17 protein-coding genes are annotated in these 18,922 nt (G+C 71.3%); 5 read left to right on the top strand and 12 right to left on the bottom strand.

Annotated features, from left to right (window positions below; all coding sequences use genetic code 11):
- Positions 1-138 precede the first annotated feature (138 nt).
- Positions 139-801 (bottom strand): TetR/AcrR family transcriptional regulator, encoded by a 663-nt coding sequence (locus ACFUNE_RS36705; RefSeq protein WP_383577232.1) that lies wholly within the window; start codon positions 799-801, stop codon positions 139-141.
- 260 nt (positions 802-1,061) lie between these two features.
- Here ACFUNE_RS36705 and ACFUNE_RS36700 point away from each other — a divergent pair, with 260 nt between their 5' ends.
- Positions 1,062-2,339, top strand: coding sequence for a M6 family metalloprotease domain-containing protein (locus ACFUNE_RS36700; protein ID WP_383577191.1), 1,278 nt, complete (start codon positions 1,062-1,064; stop codon positions 2,337-2,339).
- Positions 2,340-2,343: 4 nt separating this feature from the next.
- On the opposite strand, the gene ACFUNE_RS36695 is transcribed toward ACFUNE_RS36700, so the two are convergent.
- The 3 genes from ACFUNE_RS36695 to ACFUNE_RS36685 all read right to left on the bottom strand — a co-directional run bounded on the left by ACFUNE_RS36695 (position 2,344) and on the right by ACFUNE_RS36685 (position 6,232).
- Positions 2,344-4,068: a class I adenylate-forming enzyme family protein gene (locus tag ACFUNE_RS36695; RefSeq protein ID WP_383577189.1), complete on the bottom strand. Its 1,725-nt coding sequence runs from the start codon at positions 4,066-4,068 to the stop codon at positions 2,344-2,346.
- 197 nt (positions 4,069-4,265) lie between these two features.
- Positions 4,266-5,111 (bottom strand): NAD(P)H-binding protein, encoded by an 846-nt coding sequence (locus ACFUNE_RS36690; protein ID WP_383577187.1) that lies wholly within the window; start codon positions 5,109-5,111, stop codon positions 4,266-4,268.
- Positions 5,108-6,232, bottom strand: coding sequence for a helix-turn-helix transcriptional regulator (locus ACFUNE_RS36685; RefSeq protein WP_383577185.1), 1,125 nt, complete (start codon positions 6,230-6,232; stop codon positions 5,108-5,110). The genes ACFUNE_RS36690 and ACFUNE_RS36685 overlap by 4 nt, the downstream gene beginning before the upstream one ends.
- Before the next feature lie 59 nt (positions 6,233-6,291).
- Between ACFUNE_RS36685 and ACFUNE_RS36680 the strand changes: the two genes are divergently transcribed.
- Positions 6,292-6,906: a TIGR03086 family metal-binding protein gene (locus ACFUNE_RS36680; protein ID WP_383577183.1), complete on the top strand. Its 615-nt coding sequence runs from the start codon at positions 6,292-6,294 to the stop codon at positions 6,904-6,906.
- A gap of 64 nt (positions 6,907-6,970) precedes the next feature.
- Here ACFUNE_RS36680 and ACFUNE_RS36675 read toward each other — a convergent pair whose 3' ends face one another.
- The 5 genes from ACFUNE_RS36675 to ACFUNE_RS36655 all read right to left on the bottom strand — a co-directional run bounded on the left by ACFUNE_RS36675 (position 6,971) and on the right by ACFUNE_RS36655 (position 14,048).
- Complete coding sequence (locus ACFUNE_RS36675) at positions 6,971-8,497, bottom strand: FAD-dependent oxidoreductase (RefSeq protein WP_383577181.1); 1,527 nt, start codon at positions 8,495-8,497, stop codon at positions 6,971-6,973.
- 194 nt (positions 8,498-8,691) lie between these two features.
- A complete protein-coding gene (locus ACFUNE_RS36670; protein ID WP_383577179.1) occupies positions 8,692-10,407 on the bottom strand; it encodes an NAD(P)/FAD-dependent oxidoreductase in 1,716 nt (571 codons plus the stop codon).
- Between the two features lie 58 nt (positions 10,408-10,465).
- A complete protein-coding gene (locus ACFUNE_RS36665; RefSeq protein ID WP_383577177.1) occupies positions 10,466-11,941 on the bottom strand; it encodes an FAD-dependent monooxygenase in 1,476 nt (491 codons plus the stop codon).
- 199 nt (positions 11,942-12,140) lie between these two features.
- On the bottom strand, positions 12,141-12,545 hold the full coding sequence (locus tag ACFUNE_RS36660; RefSeq protein ID WP_383577175.1) for a pyridoxamine 5'-phosphate oxidase family protein: 405 nt from the start codon (positions 12,543-12,545) through the stop codon (positions 12,141-12,143).
- A gap of 15 nt (positions 12,546-12,560) precedes the next feature.
- The gene (locus ACFUNE_RS36655) at positions 12,561-14,048 is read right to left on the bottom strand and encodes an MFS transporter (protein ID WP_383577173.1); all 1,488 of its coding nucleotides are present in this window, start codon (positions 14,046-14,048) and stop codon (positions 12,561-12,563) included.
- A gap of 284 nt (positions 14,049-14,332) precedes the next feature.
- Between ACFUNE_RS36655 and ACFUNE_RS36650 the strand changes: the two genes are divergently transcribed.
- The gene (locus ACFUNE_RS36650; RefSeq protein ID WP_383577171.1) at positions 14,333-14,755 is read left to right on the top strand and encodes a winged helix-turn-helix transcriptional regulator; all 423 of its coding nucleotides are present in this window, start codon (positions 14,333-14,335) and stop codon (positions 14,753-14,755) included.
- Positions 14,756-14,787: 32 nt separating this feature from the next.
- On the opposite strand, the gene ACFUNE_RS36645 is transcribed toward ACFUNE_RS36650, so the two are convergent.
- From ACFUNE_RS36645 to ACFUNE_RS36635, 3 genes are all read right to left on the bottom strand, one after another.
- Entirely contained in the window at positions 14,788-15,327 is a 540-nt protein-coding gene (locus tag ACFUNE_RS36645; protein ID WP_383577169.1) for a flavin reductase family protein, read from the bottom strand.
- 88 nt (positions 15,328-15,415) lie between these two features.
- Positions 15,416-16,765, bottom strand: a complete 1,350-nt coding sequence (locus tag ACFUNE_RS36640) for a cation:proton antiporter (protein ID WP_383577167.1) — start codon at positions 16,763-16,765, stop codon at positions 15,416-15,418.
- The gene (locus ACFUNE_RS36635; protein ID WP_383577165.1) at positions 16,762-17,205 is read right to left on the bottom strand and encodes a nuclear transport factor 2 family protein; all 444 of its coding nucleotides are present in this window, start codon (positions 17,203-17,205) and stop codon (positions 16,762-16,764) included. Before ACFUNE_RS36635 ends, ACFUNE_RS36640 begins: the two co-directional genes overlap by 4 nt.
- A 229-nt stretch (positions 17,206-17,434) precedes the next feature.
- Between ACFUNE_RS36635 and ACFUNE_RS36630 the strand changes: the two genes are divergently transcribed.
- Positions 17,435-18,127: an antibiotic biosynthesis monooxygenase family protein gene (locus tag ACFUNE_RS36630; protein WP_383577163.1), complete on the top strand. Its 693-nt coding sequence runs from the start codon at positions 17,435-17,437 to the stop codon at positions 18,125-18,127.
- A 282-nt stretch (positions 18,128-18,409) separates the two neighbouring features.
- A partial coding sequence (locus ACFUNE_RS36625) for an aromatase/cyclase (RefSeq protein WP_383577161.1) occupies positions 18,410-18,922 on the top strand: 513 nt, incomplete at its 3' end.

The raw sequence follows: 18,922 nt of genomic DNA, 5'->3' as shown, positions 1-18,922 counted from the left end.
CGAACGGACCCGGGCGCGAAACCGGAAAAGGGCGAGGGGAACCGGTGGCCGGACCTGTCGGGTCCGGTCCGGTTCCGGGTCTGGTGCGGCCCGCTGAGGGCTGAGGGCTGAGGGTGTCGGTTCTCCGGTGCGCGGACGTCAGCGCCCGCTGCGCAGGACCTCCAAGGTCGCTGCCGATCCGGGCAGCTCGGAGCGGGCCGGGGCTTCCAGACCGTCCAGGAAGAGCTGCAGATGGCGGTGGGTGAACCGGTCGATGTCCGGGCAGGCGATGCCGGGCAGCGGCCGGGTGAGCTGGGAGAGGGCGACGAGCACGTCACCGACGCCGATGTCGGTGCGCAGCCTCCCTGCGGACATGGCGCGCCCCACGAGGCTTTCGACGGCCTCTTCGAGGCGACGGCGCTCGGTGAGCAGTTCAGGGTGGTCGCCGTCGAAGCCGCCGGACAGCATCGGGCACAGGGCGCCGATCCGTTCGTCGGCCGCCGCGTGCACGAAGCGGCTGAGCGCGGCGAAGGGGTCGGATTCGGCCGCCACGGCCTCCTCCAGCCGTTCGGTGGTGCGGGAGGTGACGGCGAGCACGACCTCGTGGATCAGGGCCGCCCGGTCGGGGAAGTTCCGGTAGAGCGTGGCGTTGCCGACCCCGGCCCGCCGCGCGACCTCGTCGAGCGGCACATCCGGCCCGAACTCGACGAACATCTCACGCGCGGCCGTCACGATCCGCTCCCGGTTGCGCAGCGCGTCGGCCCGCGGACGGGGCGTACGGCGCTGCGTGGCGCAGGGGGCGGTTCCGGCGACGGACTCCACAGCCACGGCCCTTCCCTTCGGATGTCCGGGCGGCCTCCCGACCAACCGGGGACCGCGTCCCCGTTTCGCGAGGACACAGGTTCAAACGGGGAGAGGGTCCCCGGTTATTTCCCGGCCTTCTGTGACCTGCGTCACACGACATCCGCGACAGAACCCCTCCATCGGCGCACCCAGCGAGCGGTCCCCCGCCACCCGGCAGAGGCTGAGCGCCAGAGCGCAGTCAGGGCCGGCCGGCTGCCGCGGACCGAAGGCGACGCCCTATGCAGCAACCCCGCCGCCGGATACGCGCCTACCGCCGCCCCCTCGCCCTCGCCGGGGCGTCGGCCCTGGTCATCGCCACGATGGCCTCGGCGAGCTCGACCCTCCCCATCGCCAGTCGCGCCTCCGCCGGACCGGTGGCCGCACCACGGGGGACCGGTCTCACGCCGTGCCGGATACCCACGGCCATGGGCGTGCAGATGTCGGAGGGAATGCCGACACCGCCCGGTTACGCCCGCTCCACCGGGCAGATCAGGGCCCTCAACCTGATGATCGACTTCCCCGACGCAGAGGCGACGGAACCGGCGGCGGACCGGCTCGCGGAATTCTTCCCGCAGACTGCCGACTGGTTCCGCACCAGCTCCTACGGGCGGCTCACGTACCTGCCGGAAGCGCCCGTGAAGGACTGGCTGCGGATGCCCCTCCCGTTCTCCGAGTACGGGATCGAGCGCGGCTCCCCCTACGAACCGGGCTACCGCAAGATGGTCAAGGACCTGGTGTCCGTCGCCGATCCGAAGGTCGACTTCGCGGCGTACGACCTGGTCAACGTGCTGGTCACGCCGAACGCCGGCCCCTCCGCGCTGGACACCGTCCTGTCCGTGACCTTCTCCGGCAACGACGACGCCCCGTTCGCCGACGGCATCCCGCTCGCCAACACGTCCTTCGTCTACAGCCGACAGGACGACGGCTCGGGCTCGTACGAGGAGACCGGCTACCGCGTCCTGCCCCACGAGAACGGCCACGTCTTCGGGCTGCCCGACCTCTACACGATGGAGGGCGGCGGCTCCGTGGGGCACTGGGACATCATGTCCGAGGACTGGGGGGCCAACAACGACCTCCTGGGCTGGCACAAGTGGAAGCTCGGCTGGCTGGACGGCGATCAGGTGAGCTGTGCCGCGATGCCCGGCACCAGCGAACACGTCCTCCGGCCGCTGGCCACGACGGGCGGGCCGAAGCTGGCCTTCGTGCCGGTGAGCGCGCAGTCCGGCTACGCGGTGGAGGTGCGGACCGAGGAGGGCAACGACGAGGCGGTCTGCCGTCCCGGCGTCCTCGTCTACAAGGTGAGCTCCGACGTCGACACGGGCCAGGGGCCGGTCTCCGTCGAGGACAGCACCGAGGACAGCGGTGGCTGCACCCGTCGGCCGAATGTGCACGCCGAACTCTCCGACGCCCCGTTCCAGCCCGGCGAGACCTTCACCGACCGGGCCAACGGCATACGCATATCCGTGCTGGAGAAGGACGGTGACGGAAACTACCGCGTGCGGATCACCAGGCCGTGAGCTCTCAGCACCCGCCGTCCCGCGCGTGCTCCTGAAGCACCCCGCGCAGCTCCCGCTTCAGGATCTTCCCCGTGGCGTTCCGCGGGAGCGGCTCCGGCGTCACCAGCACATGGGCCGGCACCTTGAACGCGGCCAGGCTCCGGCCGACGTGCGCGCGAAGCGCGTCCGCCGTGACGGTGGCACCCCGGCGAAGCCGGACGACCGCCGCGACCTCCTCGCCGAGCACCGGATGCGGCACACCGAGCACGGCCGCGTCCTCGACATCGGGATGGTCGTGCAGGGCGGCCTCGACCTCCACGCAGTACACGTTCTCGCCGCCCCGGATCACCATGTCCTTGATCCGGTCGACGACACTCACCCGCCCGTCCCTCAGGACCGCGAGATCCCCCGTACGGAACCAGCCGCCGGTGAACGCCCCGGCGGTCGCCGCCTCGTCGCGCCAGTAGCCGCGGACCAGGGACTGGCCACGCAGCCACAGCTCGCCGGCCTCCCCGTCGGGCAGCTCCTCCCCCGCCGGACCCGCGATCCGCACCTCGGTGACCGGCGTCGGGGTACCGACGGATTCCGGGTGCGCCCGGTACGCGGCGCCGAAGTTGGCCAGCACCCCGCCGCTGGTCTCCGTCAGGCCGTAACCGTTGCGCGGCTCGATCCGCTCACCGTGCCGCGCCGTGAGCTGTGCGACGAGGTCCGGCGGAGCCGCCGCGCCGCCGGTGTTCAGCATCTTCAGACCGTCCAGCCCGTCGCCCGCACGGTCCGCCGCCGCGAGCAGCTGGAGCGCCGTGGCCGGAACGCCCGCGAAGGCGGTGACCCCGTGGCGGCGGATCAGCCGCAGGGCCTCGTCTGCGTCCCACTTGGGCATCAGGACGAGGGTGCCGCCCGCCGCCATCGCCGAGTAGAGGCTGGTGAAGGCGGCGACATGGAAGAACGGGAACGTCATCAGGGTGACCGGCGCCGGGCCCTGACCTGGGATGACCCCACGGCCCAGCGCCGAGGCCGCCGCCTGGTAGCGCGGGTTGAGGGCCGCGCCCGCCTGTGCGAGCTGGGTGGCCACGGCGCCCTTGGGTCGCCCGGTGGTGCCCGAGGTGTAGATGATCGTGGCGTCGTCCTCGGGCCGGACCTCCACGTCGGGCGGCGCGGCCGACGGATCGGGCTCCGGCAGGTCGGCGTACCGCTCGGCCCCCTCCGGCACCTCTCCCCCGTGGTGGAAGACCACGAAGCGCGCGCCGGCCTTCCGGCCCCAGGCCGCGGTCTTGGGGAGTTGCTCCCCGTCGACCAGCAGCACCTCCGGCTGGCAGTCGTCGAGGGCGTGGCCGAACTCGGCCTCGGTCCACCAGGCGTTGAGCGGTACGGCGACGAGGCCGGCCAGCTGCGCCGCCCAGAACGCGATCTGCCACTCGGGGTGATTGCGCATCGCCACCACCGCCCGGTCGCCGGGGCGCAGCCCGTACACGTCGGTGAGCCGCCGGGCCAGCGACGAGGCCGCCGCGAAGAACTCCCCGTACGAGCAGACGCGTTCGCCCGCGACCAGGAAGGGCTGGTCGCCGAACGCCCAGGTGGCCTCGACGAACTCCCGCAGGGTGCGGGGGCCGTTCGCGTAGACGAGCGGGCCGTGCTCCGCCCGCACGACGGCGAACGGGGCACCGGGGCCGGTCAGCGACGCCTCGATGCGGGCGGCCGGATCGTCGGCGGGCGCGGACGAAGGGGAACTGCTGGGGTCGGTGTGCGGCACGAACGGCCTCTCAGACTGCGGACTGACTCAGCGGCCCGGCGACGCTATGCCCGTGCCGTGCCGTCGTCAACAGGACCCTCCCGGTCGCGGGCGGACACGGGAACGGGCCGGGAACGAGCCGGGCGGAAACGGGAACGGCCGGTGGCCGCACCCGGGTGGGGGTGCGGCCGCCGGCCGCGGCAGGCGGCGGTCCGCCTCTAGCGGAACGCGGGCAGGCTGCGCTCCGCCCAGGCGGCGAAGGGAGCGGCCGGGCGGCCGAGGACCTTCTCGACGTCCGGGCTGACCTGCTGCTCGGACGGGAGCGGCAGACCGAGGATGTCCAGCGTCCCGTTGACGACGCCCTCCGGCATGAACTGCGACATGTGGGCGAAGGCGTCCTCGCGGGACAGCTCGACGAACGCCACCTCCTCGCCCAGCAGTCCGGCCAGGACCGCCGCCTGCTCACGCGGGGTGACCGCGACCGGGCCGGTCAGCTCGTAGGTCTGGCCCGCGTGGCCCTCCTCGCTCAGGACGGCCGCGGCCGTCTCGGCGATGTCCGCCGGGTCGACGACCGGGAGCGCGACGTCGCCGAACGGCGCGAGCACGGTGCGCTGGGTGCGCACCGACTCGGCCCACGCGAAGGCGTTCGACGCGAAGCCGCCGGCCCGCAGGACCGTCCACTCCAGGCCCGAACCGCGGACGGCCTCCTCGTACTCCCGCAGCCGGTCGTGCGAACCCGCTTCCGGACGGGTCGCGGTGATCTGCGAGGACAGCAGGACGACCTTGCGCACGCCCTCCTCCTTGGCGACGCCCAGCAGGGTCTCCGCGCTCTCGCCGCCGGCCAGCAGCTCTCCGGCCAGCAGGATGAACAGCGCGTCGGCACCCTGCAGCACACCGCGGAGGCTCTCCGCCTGTCCCAGGTCGGCCTGCACATGGCGGGCGCCTTCGGGCAGCTCGACGGGAAGGGGCCGTCGCGATACGGCGGCGACCTGTTCGCCCCGTGCCGTGAGAGAGGCGACCAGCGTGCGGCCGACATTGCCGGTGGCTCCGGTGACAACAATCATGAGACAGCTCCTCGATAAGGGACGTGATGGGTGGACAACCGCTGTCGGGGACGCCGCCGCGACGGCCGCACGGTGCTTTTCTCCGTGACACCGTCGACGCTAGCATCCTCAACATAGTAGGTACCTAGAGGAAAGTGGCTTTCGTTTCGGAGGGTCGGCGCGTCGCTCCGCACACCCTCCCCGTGGGCGGCTGCGAGCTCCTGCCCGAGGCGCGCCAGCCGGGCGCGCGCCTCCGGCGGACCGAGGACCTCCACGTGGGCTCCGGCGCCCGCCAGCTGTGCGACCAGCACGTCGACCGACGGGCCGTCGGCCTCGATCGCGCACCGCCCGTCGGCGCGTAACCCGCCGGTCCGGAGGCGGTCCCCCAGCAGCTCCCGCAGGCCGGGCACCGCGGCGGGGTCCGCTGCCGCGCGCACGGTCGCGGCACGGAGCCGCCGCTCGGCGTCGGCAGCCAGCCCCTGCCAGGCCTCGGCCAGGTCGAAGCCCTCCGGCCGCCGGGCGGGCTCGCCGGTGACGGCCACGGAGGTGACCCGGGTGTGGAGGAACGAGCGCAGCCCCCGCCCGTCGGCGGCGACGGTGTACCACCGGCCGGCCTTGCAGACCAGACCGAGCGGGTCGACGGTCCACTCCTGGCCCGGGGCGCCCTCCTCGGCGTACCCGACGGTGATGCGCACCCGGTCCAGCACCGCCTGCTCCAGGGCGTGGTGGTGTGGCCCGCCCGCGGCGCGCACCGCCGCGCGCGACCAGTCGAGACCGTCGACGACGAGGGCCTTGGAGGCCGCTTCGGCGTGCGTGCGCATCGGGGCGGGCACCGCCTGCACCAGCTTGCGCAGCGCGGCGCGGAGTTCGGGCGACGCGGACAGCGGCCCGGCGGCCAGGAAGAGTGCCCCGATCTCCCGCTGGGTGAAGCCGGTGAGATCGGTACGGGCACCGCCCACCAGGCTCCATCCGCCACCACGCCCCCGCTGCGAGTAGACGGGCACACCGGCGGCGGACAGCGCCTCCAGGTCACGGCGGGCCGTGCGCTCGGAGATCTCCAGCTCCTCCGCGACCTGACGTACGGTCACACGCCCACGCGCCTGGAGAAAGAGCAGAGTTGCCACCAGACGGTCTGCCTTCATTTTGTCCAGCTCTTTCTAATAGGCCATGAGGTGACCTGTTTTATAGGGAAGATGAAGTTATGACTGATACCTCGAATGCATCCGGCGCCCCCGCGGGCCGCCCGGCCACCGACCCCCGGGGCGGCCTCTTCAAGGCCGTCGAGCTGGCCCCCTCGGTCCTCGCCGCCATCCGCCCCGACCAGTACGACCAGGGCACCCCGTGCCCGGAGTACTCGGTCCGCGACCTGTCCAACCACCTGGTGTCGGTCCTGCGACGCGTCACCGTGCTCGGCAGCGGCGGCTCCTTCATGAGCGTCCCGAACCTCGCCGACGACGTCGCCGACGGCACCTGGGCCGAGGCCTGGACCGGCGCCGCCAAGGAGTTCGACGCCGTCTGGTCCGACCCGGCGGTCCTGGGCCGGCAGATCGGGCTGCCCTGGGGCCCGGTCCCCGGAGCGGTCGCCTCGGTGATCTACACGAACGAGTTCGTGCTGCACCTCTGGGACATCGCCAAGGCCACCGGCCAGAGCCCGCAGTGGGACCCGGAGATGCTGGCGGCCCCGCTGTCGGTCATGCGGCGTGCCGTGCCGGCCGAGCCGCGCGGCGGCCAGGTCCCGTTCGGCCCGGTGGTGGAGGTTCACGAGGACGCTCCCGACATCGACAAGCTGGTGGGCTGGTACGGCCGCCGTCCCTGACCCGCTCCGGACCGGGGCCGCCGTCCGACGACGGCGGCCCCTTCCCGTTGCGGTGCGGGCCGGGTCAGCCGGCCGATCCGATGCCCTGGGCGAAGGAGAAGAACCGGTGGCGGTCGTACGTCGTCTTGACCGTGGCCAGCCGTGAGTAGTTCTCGGCGTAGTACGACTGCTTCCAGTCCGTCAGGGCCGGGTCCATCCAGTTCTGGTAGGTCTCACCGTTGGAGAGCGGGTCGATGACCGCGAACCCGTTGTCCACCCAGCGGGTGGCGACGGCCCTGGCCGCCGCGGTGTTCTGCTGCGGATCGTTGATCAGCGCCCGGTAGTTCACCGAGAACAGCGAGTCGCGGTGCACGTAGGCCGTGTCGGTCCTGGCGGGGTCGTTGGCCGCTCCCCCGAAGAAGTGCAGGTCGAGGTAGCGGGACTGGCCGGCCGCCCGGTCGGCGTCGAAGGCCGTCATCACGTCGGCCCAGCCGCCTCCGGCGTACGGCGCGCTGCCCATCCTGGTCCGCTCCAGCCCGAATTCGGGGCGGGTCAGGACACCGGTGGGGGTCTTCTCCGAGCGCTGGCACTGGTCCTGGGTGAGCGTGCCGCAGCCGAAGACCATCATCATCAGCTGCTGGTAGGTCATGACGGCCTCCTGTCGGGCCGCGGGCGCTCCCGTCATGGAGAGCAGCCGCGCCGTCTCCGAGGCCAGTTCCGTCGGGGTGCCGCGGGAGGCCAGCATGATGTTGACGTTCGGCACCGACCCGGGTGCGGCGTCCGGCTGGACGACGTATCCGCCGCCGCCGATCGTGCGGGGCGCGTCCACCAGCCACCGGGTGGCGGCGTCCAGGACATCGGCCGCGCGGTCGTACGGGAAGATCAGGTTCGCCATGGCTATCTGGTCGCCGACGTGCGGGGTGACCGTGAAGCGGGTGACGACGCCGAAGTTGCCGCCGCCGCCTCCCCGGATCGCCCAGAACAGGTCGCTGTGCCGGGTCGGGGACGCGGTCACCACCCGGCCGTCGGCCAGGACCACCTCGGCCGAGGTGAGCGCGTCGCAGGCCATGCCCGTGGAGCGCGTCAGGAAGCCGAAGCCGCCGCCCTGCACGAAACCCCCGGTCGCGACGGTCGGGCAGCCGCCTTCGCTGACCACCAGGCCGTGCGGGGCGAGGGCGTTCAGGATGTCCACGTTCCGGGCGCCGGGGCCGACGCTCAGCGTGCCGTTGCCGACGGCGATCGCGTTGATCCTGGAGACGTCGATGACGAGGCCCGGCGTCGTCGAGTAGCCGCCGTAGCTGTGGCCACCGCTGCGGACGGCGGCGGGCACGCAGTTGTCCTGGGCGAACCGCAGCGCGACGGAGACGTCGGCCGGCCCCGTGCAGTACGCGACGGCCTTGGGCGCGACCGCGTCGAACTGTGCGAGTTCCAGCTGCTTGGCCACGCCGTACGAGGCGTCGGTGGGCAGCACCAGCGTGCCCTTGAGGTTCCGGGCGAGCTGGGCCCAGGGAGCCGAGCCGCCTCCGGTGCTCGCGGCGACGGACGTGCTGGGCAGGGCGGCCAGGCCGGCGACCGCCGTGCCCGCACCGAGAAGTGCTCTGCGAGTGATCACGGGTGTCCCATGGGTCGAAGTGGGCTGAGAGAAGTGAGGTGCGCGTGAGAGCTGAGCGAGGTGAGGTGCGCGTGGGGGGCGGCGCCGGGCGATGGCTCCCGTGCCCGCGGGGGGGGAGGGGCCGGGGCCGGCCACGTGGTGCGGCCGGCCCCGGGGAGCCGTGGCGCCGGCGCCGCGTACAAGGGGAGGAAGGGTCAGGAGACCTTGCGGCCGCGCATGCCCTGCTTGACGACGCCCTTGAGCATGGAGCGCCCGAGGTCGCGCATCTCCTTGGGGCCCGAGGTGCTCGCCCACCACATGAACTTCATCATCGTGGGCGTGGTGGCACGGAAGAACCGCTGGTCCTCGGGGCCCTTCCAGCCGAACGGGGTGTTGACCGACTCGCAGTTCCGGATCGCCTCGAAGACGATGTCGGCCGCCTTGTCCCCGTCGATCTCGCCGGCCTCGTACCGCTCGCAGGTCTCGGCCGTGACGTCGAAGAGGTGCTTGAAGGCGTGGCTGTCCGGCCACCACAGCCCGGTGTAGGGGGAGTTCTCCATCTCCTTGAAGTGCCGGTCGTCACCGTCCAGCTCGAAGTTCTGGCGGGCCGCGATCTGGCGCATGGTCGCCGGAGTGGTGAAGCAGGCCCACACCCGGAAGACCGCGTTCCAGAGACGGAAGTGGCTGAAGGCGATGTAGGAGCTGTTGACGATCTTGTCGTTGTACTCCAGCAGGCCCTGCTCCAGCCTCTCCACGTACTCGAAGCGCTCCGCCTTGAAGTCGTCCTCGCGCAGGGCGTCCAGGACACGCCAGGCGAGGGCGTCGACCACCTCGAACGTGTTGGACAGCCCACGGGAGAACAGCGGGTCGATGAAGCCGGCGGCGTGGGACATCAGGCACCAGCGGTCGCCGACCGTCTGCTTGGAGGAGTACTGGATCCGGTCCGTGGAGACCCACTCACGCACCCGCTTGGCACCGTCGAACTGGCGCTTCACCGCCGGGTACATGTCGAGGTAGTGGTTGAACTCCTCGTCGGGCGTCATGTCCTTCGGCTTGGGGTACAGCCGCTCGTCGAAGGTCAGGCCGACGCTGCAGACCGGGTTCTTGGAGTCCTTGTAGTTGTCGAACGGGATGATCCAGAACCAGCCGCGCTCGATCAGGTGGTGCAGGGTGCCGCCGTGGAAGGGCGACTCGGCGGGCGGCCGCAGCTCCTCGGGGTAGTTGCACACGTCGTCGTACGGCTTGACGCCCACGTAGTGGGTGAACAGCGAACGGGCGTGGTGCTTGTGCCGGGGCGGGTTGTCGCGCAGGGCGAACTTCTCGGCCAGCGGGGAGCGGAAACCGCTCGCGTCGATCAGGAACTTGGCGCGGAAGACCTCGCCGTTGGCGCCCGTGACGGTGACACCGTCGTCGTCGAAGTCCAGGTCGGTGGCGCGCCAGTTCTGGCGCAGCGTGCATCCGTACTTCGCGGCGACGTTGAGGTAGTACGAGTCGGTGTCCTGCCGGTAGAGGTGGATGGCCTCCGTCAGCATCTTGGGGATCACGAACATGTTCGCCTCGCGCGGGTCCGGCTCGCGGTTCTTCCGGTGCAGGACGAAGCCGAAGCTCTGCTTGCGGCCGTGGTGCGGCCCCATGTTCTCGGTGATCGCCTTGATGTCCAGCATGTGCTTGATCTCGGGCACGTCGTAGCGCGCGGCGAGAATGTGCAGCCACTCGACGAGCTGCGGGTTCTGCGACTCACCGATGGAGAACCGCGGGTGCTGGCCGGCGTCGATGAGGGCGACGTTCGCACCCTGCCGGGCCAGGATGGCGCCGGTGATGGAGCCCGCGAGGCCCGACCCCAGGATCAGGACGTCGCACTCGTTCCGTTCGCCGGCCCCGGGGGCCTCTTCCACTGCCTGAGCCTTGACTGCCTGATCCTTGGTGGACAAGACCGCACTCCTTCTTTCTCGGATTCGACGGGCGCGCACGGCGCCGGGCCGGTAGGGATCAGGCGGCGGGCTGGGGCTCGCCGAACCAGGTGGTCAGAGCGGTTTCGAGTCCGTCGGGGACGCCGTCGGTGCTCACCCAGGCGACATAGCCGTCGGGGCGGACCAGCAGGCTCGCGGCGGGCGCGTCCACGTCGGCGCGGGTCGCGGTGACGATGTCGACGCGGTCCGCCCAGCCGGCGGCGGCCGTGCGCAGCGCGGCACTGTCGTGCAGGTCGAGCAGGACCGGACGCCCCTGGTGGAGCAGTGCGTACGTGGTGGACTTCTCGTCGCCGACGAGCAGGTCCTGGTCGGGAAGCCGGCGGCCGAGCAGCGGGTGGTCGCCGGGGGCGGCGCCGTAGGTGATGTCCAGACCCGTGACCAGGCCGACGAGGTGGCGGCGTACGTCCTCGATCTTGACGAGCTCGGCGAAGATGTCGCGCAGCGGCTGCATCTCGGGGCCGCCGAGGTAGAGGGAGCGCTGGACCAGGGTGTTGGCGACGATCATGCCGCCGACCGGGTGCCGCTCGGCGTGGTAGGTGTCCAGCAGGCTGTCGGGGGCCTGGCCCTTGACCACGGCCGCGAGCTTCCAGCCCAGGTTGACCACGTCACCGACCGCGGCGCTGATGCCCTGGGCGCCGATGGGCAGGTGGATGTGGGCGGCGTCGCCCGCGAGGAAGACCCGGCCCTTTCGGTACTCGGCCGCGTGGCGGCTCGCGTCGGTGAAGTAGCTGGTCCACAGCGGCGTGGCGCCGGTGATGTCCTCGCCGGTCACCCGCTGGAAGGACTCGGCCACCTCCTGGAAGGTGGGCGGCTCCTGGGTGGGGCGGACGCCCGCACCGCGCTCGAAGACGACGACCCGGGTGGCGTGCGGTCCGAGGGGGAGGACCACGACCATGCCGGCCTCGCCGACCTCGCCGGTCGGGCGGATCCGGAGCGGCACGCCGGTCACGTCGGCCATCTTCATCTCGATGGTGGCGTTGAAGCCGGGGAAGTCGATGCCGGCCAGGCGCCGGACGATGCTGCGGGCACCGTCACAGCCCACCAGGTAGGCGGCGCGCAGGAGTTCGGTGCCGTCGGGGCCCTCGACCTCGACCTCGACGCCGTCCTCGCCCTCCGTCATGCCCACGACCTTGAAGCCGCGGCGTATCTCGGCACCCAGGCCCACGGCCCACGTGTGGAGGATGGCCTCGGTACGTGACTGCGGAACGCCTCGTACGCCGAAGTTGCCGCCCTCGATGATCCGGTAGTCGATGGGGAGGCCGCCGAAGTGGCCTCCGGGAATGGTGTCCAGCTCGCCGAATTCCTCGAGCAGGCCGCGCTGGCCGAATTCCTCGATGGTGCGGGCGGAGAATCCCAGGGCGCGCGACTGCTGCATGGGCGTGGTGAGCTGGTCGAGCACGATGACGGAAAGTCCCGAGAGGCGGAGCTCCCCGGCAAGCATGAGTCCCGCAGGACCCGCTCCGGCAACGATTACGTCGGCATTCAAGTCGTCCATCTTCCCTCTCCCGCTGGTGTTTTCTTCAGTATTCCGACGCGACGGGGGAAGCTGAACGGTCTCCGGTACAGGGCTCTGACAAGTTCGTCAGATCTCCGGTATGTGTGTCAGGAGGGGCTTCGGCGCTGCTTCGGGGAGACGCGAGAGGGTGCCGGAAGCTGTGCTTCCGGCACCCTCTCGGTTCGTGTGTCCGCGGGTCTCAGCCGCCGAGCACCCGGTCGACCCGGATCTCGACGACGGCGAGGCCCGGCGGGCGGGGCGGCGGCGACCAGAACCGCTTGGTGTAGAGGCGCACACCCTCCGCAACCCGGGCGGGCTCGGTGGAGACCGTGGCCCTGCCCTCCAGCGTGATCCAGCGCCAGCCGGCCATCTGGCAGACCGACACCCGCCCGCCCGGCGAGGCCAGCAGGTTCCTGGCCTTGCGCCGCGTCACCGCGGTCATGACCCGGGCCAGGCCCGTGTCCTTGTCCCAGGTGAAGCGGACCGGCGCCGTGTGGGGGCTGCCGTCGGGACGAAGGGTCGTGAAGGTGCACAGGTGGTTCTCGGCGAGGAATGCCTCGGCCTCGGCGGACAGTGCGGGGAGGGGTGTCTGTGTCGGTGCCATGGGATGTTCCGTTCCTCAGTGGACCGGGGCGCCGGCCGGGACGTCCTTGGCCCTGGTCAGGGGCAGCAGCACCAGGGTGACCAGGAGGGCGGCCGCAGCGAAGCCCGCGCTGATGAGGAAGGCGTCGTGGAAGACCGTGGTGCGGGCCCCGTCGACCAGCTCCGGGTGGCCCTTGGTCTGCGCCTCCAGCTCGTCGATCCGGCGGAAGGCGTAGGTGGCGGCGACGGCGAGGCCGAGGGCTCCGCCGATCTCCTGGGAGGTGTTGATGAGGCCGGCGGCCAGACCCGACTCGTGCTCCTCGGAGCCTGCGAAGGCGGAGATCTGGAGCGGCACGAAGGAGGCGCCGAGACCGAGGCCGCAGATGATGAACGCGGGCAGCAGGTCGACGAGGTAGGCGGCGTCGGACGGCGCCCTCCACAGCAGCAGCATGCCGGTGCCGACCAGGGTCAGACCCGTCATCAGGACCGGCTTCGCGGCGACCTTGGTGACGACCTGGGAGGCGATGCCCGCGCCGACCGCGGTGGTCAGGGCGAGGGGGACGTAGGCGAGACCGGTGGTGATCGCCGAGTAGTCGAGCACCTGCTGCATGAAGAGGCTGGCGAAGAAGAAGAGGCTGACGCAGGTGCCGAGGAGCAGGATGGCGATGACGTTGGCGGCGCGCAGGGACGGGCGGCGGAAGACGCCGAGCGGCATCAGCGGAGCCTTGGCGCGGCGCTCGATGAACAGGAAGCCGACCAGCAGCAGGGCGGAGAGGGCGAACCCGCCGTAGATGCGGGCCATGGGGACGTCGGAGTCGTCGACGGTCTGGCCGAGGGTGAAGATCAGCAGGATCAGGCCGGCGGTGAGGACGACGGCGCCCGCGACGTCGAAGGTGCGGGTGCGCTCGGCGGCACGGCTCTCACCGACGATCATCGGGGCGACCAGGGCGCCGATGAGACCGATCGGCACGTTGAGGAAGAAGATCCAGCGCCAGCCCGGCCCGTCGGTGAGCAGACCGCCCAGGGTGACACCGGCGACGGCTGCGACGCCACTGAGGGCGCCCCAGACGCCGAGCGCCTTGTTGCGCGCCGGGCCCTCCTCGAAGTTGTTGGTCAGCAGGCTGAGTGCGGCGGTGGCCATGAAGGCGGCGGCCAGGCCCTGCGCACCGCGTGCGCCGATCAGCATGGCGGAGTTCTGCGCCAGTCCCGCGAACAGCGAGGCCACGGCGAAGAGGACCAGGCCGGTCTGGAGCATCCGGCGACGGCCGAGGGTGTCGGCGAGCCGACCGGTCAGCAGCAGGAAGCCGCCGAGCAGCATGCCGTACGTGGTGACGACGTACTGCAGAGCCGTCTGGGAGATGTTGAGCTCGTCCTCGATGGTGGGGAGGGCGACGTTCACGATCGACACGTCGAGGAACGTCATGAAGCCGGCGAGGCAGAGGAAGGCCAGGATGAGGCCGGGCCGGTGGGCGGGCCCGCCCTCCGGCTTCGATGCCGGTGTGCTCAGGGACTCTTGGACTGACATGACAACTCCTCGTGACGCGGAACGGATGAGGGGACGGGACTGCGGAGGATCGGACGGAGCCGGTGGAGCGGAGGTGGAGCCTCTGAACCGGATGGAGCCGGTGAACCGGGTGGAGCCTGTGGAGCCGGGGGTGGAGCCCGGTCGAGCTGGGGTGGAGCCCGGTGGCGCGGGGAGAACGGCACGGCTGACGGCCGTTTACGGCGGTGCTCTGTTGCGTCTTCCAGGAAGCTAGCATCCTGGGTAAAGTAGGTACCTAGAGGAAAGTGACTACCTGGAGGGTTCGCATGAACACCAGCACCGCACTGCCGGGCACCGGGGGCGCCCCGGCGCACGGCGCGACCTCGGCGCAGGCGTGCCCGATCGCTCCGGTGCTCGACATCGTCTTCAGCCGGTGGACGACGCCGATCCTGTGGACGCTCAACGCCTTCGGCTGCCAGCGCTTCGTCGTGCTGCAGCGCAACATCGGCACCATCACGCCGAAGGTGCTCACCCAGCGCCTGCGGCAGATGGAGCGCGACGGGCTGGTGGTGCGCACCTACCACCCGGAGGTGCCCCCCAGGGTGGAGTACGAGATCAGCGAGCTCGGCCGCAGCCTGGCGCCCCTCTTCGCCCACCTCGCGGACTGGTCCGCGGACAACCTGCAGCGCGTCGAGCAGGCACGGCAGGAGTTCGACGGCACGGAGGACGCGGTCTCCCGCGGCCACTGAACCGGCGGGCCGGGAAGCGGGGCTCCCGGCCATCAGCGTGACCGTACGGCTGCCGCACCGGCGTCCAGCTCCCGCATGGATCCCTGGAAGAAGATCAGCGGATCCTCCTCGGCGGCGGGTGCGCCGAGTTCGACGACCTCGCCCAGCAGGATGGCGTGGTCGCCCCCGTCGTACTCGGCGATCAGGCGGCAGTCCAGGAAGGACAGCGCCTCGCTGAGGACCGGCAGTCCGGCCGCCGAGCGGTGGTGGGCCACCTCGTCCATCCGGGCGGAGGCCCGGCCGGCGAACGCCCAGGCCACGCTCTGCTGGTGCTGGGTGAGGAAGTTGACGACGAAGCCGCCGGACTCCTGGACCACCGGCAGCAGCCTGGACGCGCGGTGCAGGCAGATGAGCACCAGCGGCGGCTCCAGCGAGACCGAGGTGAAGGAGTTCACCGTGGTGCCCGAGGCGTCCTGTCCGGCACCGGAGGTGATGACGGTGACGCCGGTGGCGAAGTTTCCGCACACGTCGCGCAGCGCGCGCCCGTCGACCGGGGCCGGCTCCCTCGTAGTTGCTGACTGAACAGGAATCACGACATGCCCTCTCTCAGGTGCGTGGGGTTCAGGTGCGTGGGGTTCAGGTGCGTGGAACTCAGGTGCGTGGGGTTCAGGTGCGTGGAACTCAGGTGCGTGGAGTGATGAGGTGCGCGGTGGCCTCCGGCGCGCGCTGCTCCTCCGCGTCCGTCCCCTCCCCCGTCCCGTGCGGGACGGAGCCGGCGGCGGGCGGCGCGGGCCGGGACAGCAGCGGGCCCACCATCGCCGTCGTGACCAGCGCCATGATCACCAGCATGGTGAACATGCGCCCGTCCAGGACGCCGAGGCTCACGGCCGCGTTGAGGATGATCAGTTCGGTCAGGCCCCTGGTGTTCATGAGCAGCCCGAGGTCCCTGGAGTCCCGCCACGAGAAGCCGGCCAGCCGGGCGGGCACGATGGCGCCGATCAGCTTGCCCGCGCAGGCCACGGTGATGATCAGGGCGAGGCCGACGTAGTCGGTCCGGGTCAGCGAACCGAGGTTCACACCGAGTCCGGTCACGATGAAGAAGACGGGAAGCAGGACGGTGCTCACGTTGCTCATCGGCTTGCGCAGGTGCTCGGTCAGCACCCGGGCGGGCTCGCGCGGCATCACGAAGCCGAAGAGGAACGCCCCGAAGATCGCGTGGATGCCGATCCACGTGGTCAGCACCGCCGATCCGAGCGCCCCGGCGCACAGCACCGCCAGCAGCGTCGGCCAGCGCTCAGCCGCGGCCCAGCGCCACACCATGCGCGCCACCAGCGGCTTGACGACCAGGAACATCATCGCCACGTAGGCGACGCTGAGCAGGCCGATCCGCCCCAGCTGCGTGTAGTCGCCGTCCGAGCTGACGAGCGCGGAGACGTAGGCGAGCAGGCACCAGGCGAGCAGGTCGTCGACCGCGGCGCTGGCGAGGGAGAGCGAGCCGACCCGGGTGTCCAGGAGCCGGTTCTCGGTGAGGATGCGGGCCAGCACCGGGAAGGCGGTCACCGACATGGCCGTGCCGAGGAAGGTGGCGAAGGCGACGAAGGAGATCTCCTTGCCGGCCACGGTCGCGTGCTCGTCGTAGAGCACCGGCGCGAGCGCGACACCCAGGCCGAACGACAGGACGATGGACGACAGCGAGACGCCGGCCGCGAGGCCGGCGTGCGGCCGGACCAGGCGCTTCTCGAACTCCCAGCCGACCACGAACATGAAGAGGACCAGGCCGACCTGGGCCACCGCCGAGAGCAGCGGACGCACCTCGTCGGGGAAGAGCCGCCCGGTCAGGTCGCCCGGTAGCAGCCCCAGCGCGCTCGGGCCCAGGAGAATGCCCGCGGTGATCTCGCCGACCACCGCGGGCTGCCGCAGCCGTTGGGCGAGCCGGCCGAGCAGGGCACCGGCCAGCAGCACCACGCCGATCCCGAGCAGCAGCATCGCGAGGGTGGACTCCTTGACTCCACCGGCCGCCAGGGCGTTCACGGGGAGTCCTGCGGGGCGGGCGGCGCCCCGTCGGTCCACAGCACCCGGAACGACAGCGCGGCGAGCCGCCAGCCGTCGCCGGTCAGCCGGGCCTCGCCCGTCGCCAGCGTGCCGGCGGTGAACAGCGGCGGGCCCGGGGTGCCCCTGTGGTGCACATGCGTGGAGACGAGGTTGGCGCGCAGTACCGCCTGCCCCTCCTCCTTGATGTCCACCACCGCGGCCGAGCCCAGGTGCTGGGTGGCGGCGAAGGCCGCGAGCGAATCGCGGTGGTACGCGGCGAGCCCTTCGAGGCCCTTGTGACCGCTCATGGGGAACTCGACCCGGGCATCACGGGTGAACAGCGCCGCGGCCCACGCGTCGTCCAGTTCCTCGTCGTCGAGACCGATGAGATACCGGTCAAGCAGCGTACGTATGTCGGCTATTGCCTGGCCTGGATGCATTACCCGAGCATGGCGCCCGTTCCAATGGCGGGCCAAGGCCGCTTTTCAGAGACCTGACGAATATGCGGAAGATTTGGAGCCCGCACCGGAAACTTGACAGAACCGCGCCGGAACATGACGAGTGAGGCCTTTCCCCGGCCGCTTTTCTCCTGCCAGGCTCTGACGGGAACACCCGGCCCGAGTGTTTATGGCCGTTCGCAGCCCCTTTCCTCGAATGGAAGAGAAGAGAATGCCGAAGATTGCAGCAGACGGTCAGCACCTGACTGTCCTCAACCTGTTCTCGACCGACGCACCCGAGAAGCAGGTCAAGCTCCTCGCCGCGATGCGTGAGATCGTCGATTCCGCCGCCTACCAGGGCTGGATCTCCAGCACCGTCCACGCGGGCGAGGACAAGCCGGGCACCGCCAACTTCATCCAGTGGAACAGCACCGAGGACCTCGAGGCCCGCTACGCCGGCGAGGAGTTCAAGCACCGCACGCTGCCGCTGTTCGGCGAGATCACCACCTCGATCCGTCTGCTGCAGAACGAGATCGCCTTCACCCAGTCGAAGCCGGGTCTCGACGGCACCGAGATCTCCCCGGACCGCGACGACTACACCTCCATCGAGCTGTTCGGCGTGTCCGAGGAGGAGCAGGAGGACCTCGTCGACGCGCTGGGCGCCTCCCAGGAGTGGCTGCGGGACGTCCCGGGCTACCGCACGCACACCGTGCTGCGCGGCCTGCGCGCCCGTGGCATCGAGGGCAAGTTCGTCGTCTCCTACTCGCAGTGGGACAGCAAGGAGACGTACGACGCCTTCCGCAACACGCCGGAGGCGGACCGCGCCCCGGAGCGGCAGAAGGTCGACGCCCGCGTCGCCGCGCTGTCGACCTGGCAGGACGCCAACACCTACCGCGTCGTCCACACCCGCGCCGCGGGCGAGTGACGGCCCGCCCGGCCGGTGTTCCGGCCGGGCGCGCGTACGGAGACGTACACCTCGGGCGGGCCTGAGCGGGACCGCCGCACTGCCGCTGCCGGGACCGACCGGCAGCGGCAGTCCCGGTTTCCGGCCCGCCCGGCACACAGGAGATGCCCCCTCGCGGGCGAGACGGGCGCCGGCTCCCCCGGGTCCGTGCCGTCGTCACGGCCGACGCGGCGACGGACACGGCCCCTTCGGCGAATCCGGCACCCGTACTCCCCGCGCCCTTCAAGGACGAGGAGTCCGAACATGAAGCAAGCGGGCGTGCGCCGGACGGCGCACGAGATCACCGTGGCGGTACCGGCCGCCACCGTCCACCGGCTCATGGCCGACGTGGAGAACTGGCCGAGGATCTTCCCCGACACCGTCCACGTCGCCCACGACGAGGCGCCGGAAGGTGAGCAGCTGCTGCGCGTCTGGGAGGCGTCCGGCGACGGCACGCCACGGTCCCGGAGACTGCGCCGCATCGTCCAGGACGCCGAACTCCGGGTCAACTTCGAGCGGTTGCACGTCGAGCCGCCGCTGTCCTCGCTGGGCGGCGCATGGCTCGTCGAGCCGCTCGGGGAGGACTCCGCGCGGGTGAGGCTGCTGCACGAGTTCCGGGTCCCGGGCGACGACGAGGCGGAGCTGGACCGGGCGGCCGCGGAGGTCGGGAGCGAGGCCGCGGCGGAGCTGGCGGCGTTGAAGGAGAACGTCGAGCGGGTCCACGCCACCGACGACGTCACCTTCTCCTTCGAGGACACCGTCCACATCAACGGCTCC

Source organism: Streptomyces sp. NPDC057287, assembly GCF_042667905.1.
Lineage (GTDB): Bacteria > Actinomycetota > Actinomycetes > Streptomycetales > Streptomycetaceae > Streptomyces.
The sequence above is the reverse complement of the archived record's forward strand: the minus strand, read 5'-3'. Positions and strand labels throughout refer to the sequence as shown.